This window comes from Streptomyces sp. KR55 (assembly GCF_052245645.1).
Lineage (GTDB): Bacteria > Actinomycetota > Actinomycetes > Streptomycetales > Streptomycetaceae > Streptomyces > Streptomyces flavusporus.
Genome location: NZ_JBQQCE010000683.1, coordinates 1 through 3650, shown reverse-complemented (window position 1 = coordinate 3650; position 3650 = coordinate 1). Strand labels below are relative to the sequence as shown.

Below are 3650 nucleotides of genomic sequence, written 5' to 3'. Positions count from 1 at the left end.
GTGTAGAGGTTGCGGGCTCGGTCGATGCAGTAGGCCGGGGCGGACGTGAGCGAGTACGCCTTGAGCCGCCAGACGAAGAGGGCGACTCCTGCCGGGGTCCAACCACCCTGTCGGTGAGTGGAGTTCGCCCGTCGTACGTCTGCCGTACGGGCCGTCCGTGCGAACGGTCCCGGGAGGTCGAGCGCGGCGCCGTCGCGGAGGTCGGCGAGACGGCCGCGCTCGATGCGGTGACCGGCGCCGAGCTTCACGGGCTGGTGGTGGGCCACGAGCCGGGACAGTTCCACTGCCCGCGCGGGCCAGTCGGCGACCTGCTCGGACAGCTCCTCCAGCAGGTGCAGCGTGCCCTTGCGGCGGCGGCTCGCGACGGTCGCCGCCACGTCGCGGCGCGGGGCGACGGCCTCGGCGAGCGCGGGGCGGCCACCGTCGTGCAGGCCGGTGGTGAGGACACGTTCGTAGCCCGGCAGGGTGCGGTAGCCGACGAGGTCGCCCAGGTACGGCAGCACCCAGGGCGCCGCGGTCTCCACGAACAGGTCCTCGTAGCTCTGCTCGACGCCGTCGCGGACGCGGTCCAGCTGCTCGGCCATGACGGCGAGCAGGGCGCGCAGGGGTCCGCCCTCCTCGGCGTCGCGCAGCAGATGCCAGCGGGGCAGCAGCGCGGCGAGCGCGTCGGGATCCCTGGATGCCGCCGCTCCCGTGCTCTCGAACTCGACGTCCGGGGACATCACTTGACCTCCGTCAGTATCAGGGTGTCCGCGGCGCGCGGTGACAGCAGGGCGAGCTGGGCCGGGCGGATGCCGCGGAAGACGTACACCGACCGGCCCCTGGGCAGACGCCGGGTGTCGGTGATGTCGGGGTTGAGGCGCAGGAGTTCGGCGAGCGGGATGCCGTGCCGGGCGCAGATCGCGGAGAGCGTCTCGCCGTCTGCGGCGCTCACGGTGTGGGTCCGTTCGTCGTAGGTCGCCGGATGGGCCGGGACGTGGGGTTTCGGCGTGCCGGGGTGGGCGAGCAGCTCGGTGAGCTGTTCGGGGGTGGCGGACGCGGGGACGCCGGTGAAGACGTCGACGTCCACGTAGTCGACCCCGGGCACGGAGTGTGCGGTGGCGAGGACCTCCGACAGCCGCGCCGGCTGTCCCAGCTCCCGCCCCTCGAAGCCGAGCCGGCGCAGCAGGGCCTGGCGCAGGCGCGGTTCGACGGTCTGCCAGGCGTGGTCGGGGGCGACCTTGACCCGGGCGGCGAGGAGCAGCAGCACCAGTTCACGGACGTCCACGCGGACGGGGAGGTTCGGGTCGCCGTACTCGGTGAGGGCGCTCCGCAGGGCGCGGAGCGTGTCCCCCTCGCCGGTGGAGTCGGCGATCGGCACGTCGTCCGTGCCGGCGACCGTGACGTGCAGGACGCGCCGCCGGCCGTCGAAGAGTTCGCGTGCGGCGGCCCGGCCGATGCCGGCGCGGGAGCGGGCGAAGTCCTCGTAGTCGCCGGCCGAGACGAGCCGGTCCAGGGCGGAGACGGCCAGGGGGATGGTACGGCGGGTCAGGCCCGGTCCGTCCGCGTCCGAACCGCCGGTCGCCGGGCGCGGGTTGGTGACCGCGGTGACGCCCAGCGGGCGGGTGAGGGGCTGGGTGATGCGGTCGGCGGCCACGTTGGCCGCGCGGCCGGTGCCGAAGCGGTAGCGGGCGCGGACGTTCTCGTGACCGGTGGGCAGCCGGGCGCCGTTGATCCCGTCGCCGAAGGTCACCGTCGTACGGCCGTCGGCGGTGCTGCCGGTGATGTAGACCCGCTCGCGCGGGCCGCGTCCGGCGAGGCTGTCGACCTCGTGCCAGAGCACGCCGTCGACCCGGATCTCCAGAACTGGCGTGGCACCGAGCGAAGCGAGATGGGGGTACCCCCGGCCGAAGGCTGGGGGAGGGTTGTCGTCGGCGAGCCAGGTGAGCGGGGTCTGCCAGAGCGCGAACGTCTGGTTGACGCGGTCGGAGTCGCCGCTGCCGATGGCCTCCTCGCGGCTCTCGCCGTGGGTGGCCTCGACGACGTTGCCGAGGATCCGGACGGTGTCGCGGCGGTAGCGGTGGGCGAGGTCGGCGGTCAGGGTCAGCCGGGTATGGACATGGTCGCCGGGCAGCTGCGGGTCGACGGCCGGGCCGGCGGCGGCGATGGTCACGACCTCGGTGGCGGTGACGCCGGCCACCCCGGGGATGTCGCTGCGCTCGCCGGTGACGACGAGGGTGCGGCCGGGGTGCAGTCCGTCGTACAGCTCGGCGAGTTCGATCTCGTTGCCGTGCACGTCCTCGCCGAGCGGTTCGTCGGCCAGGCGCAGCGGCTCGCCCGCCGCGTGCACGGTGGTGTCACGGATGTGCGAGAGGAGGACGTCGAACTCGTCCAGCCAGGGGTCGGCGAGGGTGAGTTCGGTGCCGCGGCCGGTGATGCCGTAGTTGGTGTACGCGGCGGTGCGGGCCGCGACGACCTGGGTGGTGACGAAGGCGAGCTTCGCGTCGCCGGGTATGCCGCCCGGGGCTCCCTTGGCGGGGCGCCGGATCGCCACCCAGCTGCCGACGGTGATGCCGTGGTGGACGGTGTCGAGCTGGAGCACTCGGCGGTTGACGGGCTGCGGCTTGCCGGCGATGACCACCTCGACGTTGGGCTCGGCACTGCCCACCGTGTACCGGATGCTCACCTCGTACTCGCCGTGTGTGAACTGCTCGGCGCTGCCCGGTCGCAGGGCGATCTGCTCGGAGGTTCCGTTGTGCACGCCGACGTGGACCAGGCCGTCCGCGTCGGGCCGGGACACGAACAGGGTGCGCTCGGGCAGACCGGAGTGCAGACGGGCGGTGACGCCGGGGTCCTGGGAGTCGGTGGGGCGCCGGTTGAGCCAGCTCAGGTCGCGGTCCTGGCCGAAGCGCACGGACAGGTCGACCTGGCCGGTGCCCAGCGGGAAGGTGATGAACTGCGGGACGGGCAGGTTCTCGGCACGCTGGTCGGAGCTGCTGCCCTCGACGTACTGGAACTCCGCCCGGACCGGGACTTTGCCGCCGGTGTCGTACACGACGCGCAGGGTGACCAGCGCCGCGCCGGTGAGCGGCCAGTCCGCGGTGCGGATGACCCGGCCGTGGTTGTCCTGCACCGGCTTCAGCGGGGCGGTGGCACCGAAGGGAGCGGCGGTGACGCGCATCGCCAGCAGCTCGCGCAGGAGCTGCGGCGTGCCGGGGGCGGCGGCCGTGCGCCAGGCCGGGTAGAGGGTGCCGAGGTTCGGGTCGAGGGCGGTGAGGAGGCGGGCGGTGTCGGTGCCGGGGTGGTGGGGGCGGGCGCGGGTGGCCGGCCCGGGGGTGGGGGTGGAGGTGCGCAGGGCGGGGAGGACGGCGGACAGGGCCCGGAGGGCGGCTTCCTGAGGGCCGGGGGTGGGCGGCGCCTCGGTCACGGAGGGCTCGTCGGGTCGGGACGGCGCCAACTCCCGTGCTCGCTGGGCAAGTTCCGCGAGCACCGCCTCCAGCTGCTCGAACCACGCCGCCACGTCCTCGTACGGCTCGGCCAGCACCTGCGCCTCGCCGAGTCGCGCGACGGGCTCCGCGAGGCGGGCCGCGAGCCGCTCCGGGGTCCTGAGGGCGTCCAGGTCGGCTCGCAGTGGGGCGAGTACCTGGTCCTCGAAGTCCTCGATCAGCCGG

General features: G+C 74.2%; 1 protein-coding gene and 1 pseudogene. Both read right to left on the bottom strand.

Going from position 1 to position 3650, the window contains the following annotated elements; genetic code table 11:
* A pseudogene (locus ACTWQJ_RS48275) lies at nucleotides 1-722 on the bottom strand (hypothetical protein); the annotation flags it as partial.
* On the bottom strand, nucleotides 722-3650 hold a 2929-nt coding region (locus ACTWQJ_RS48270; protein ID WP_443312715.1), incomplete at its 5' end, for a putative baseplate assembly protein. The pseudogene ACTWQJ_RS48275 and the gene ACTWQJ_RS48270, both read right to left, overlap by 1 nt.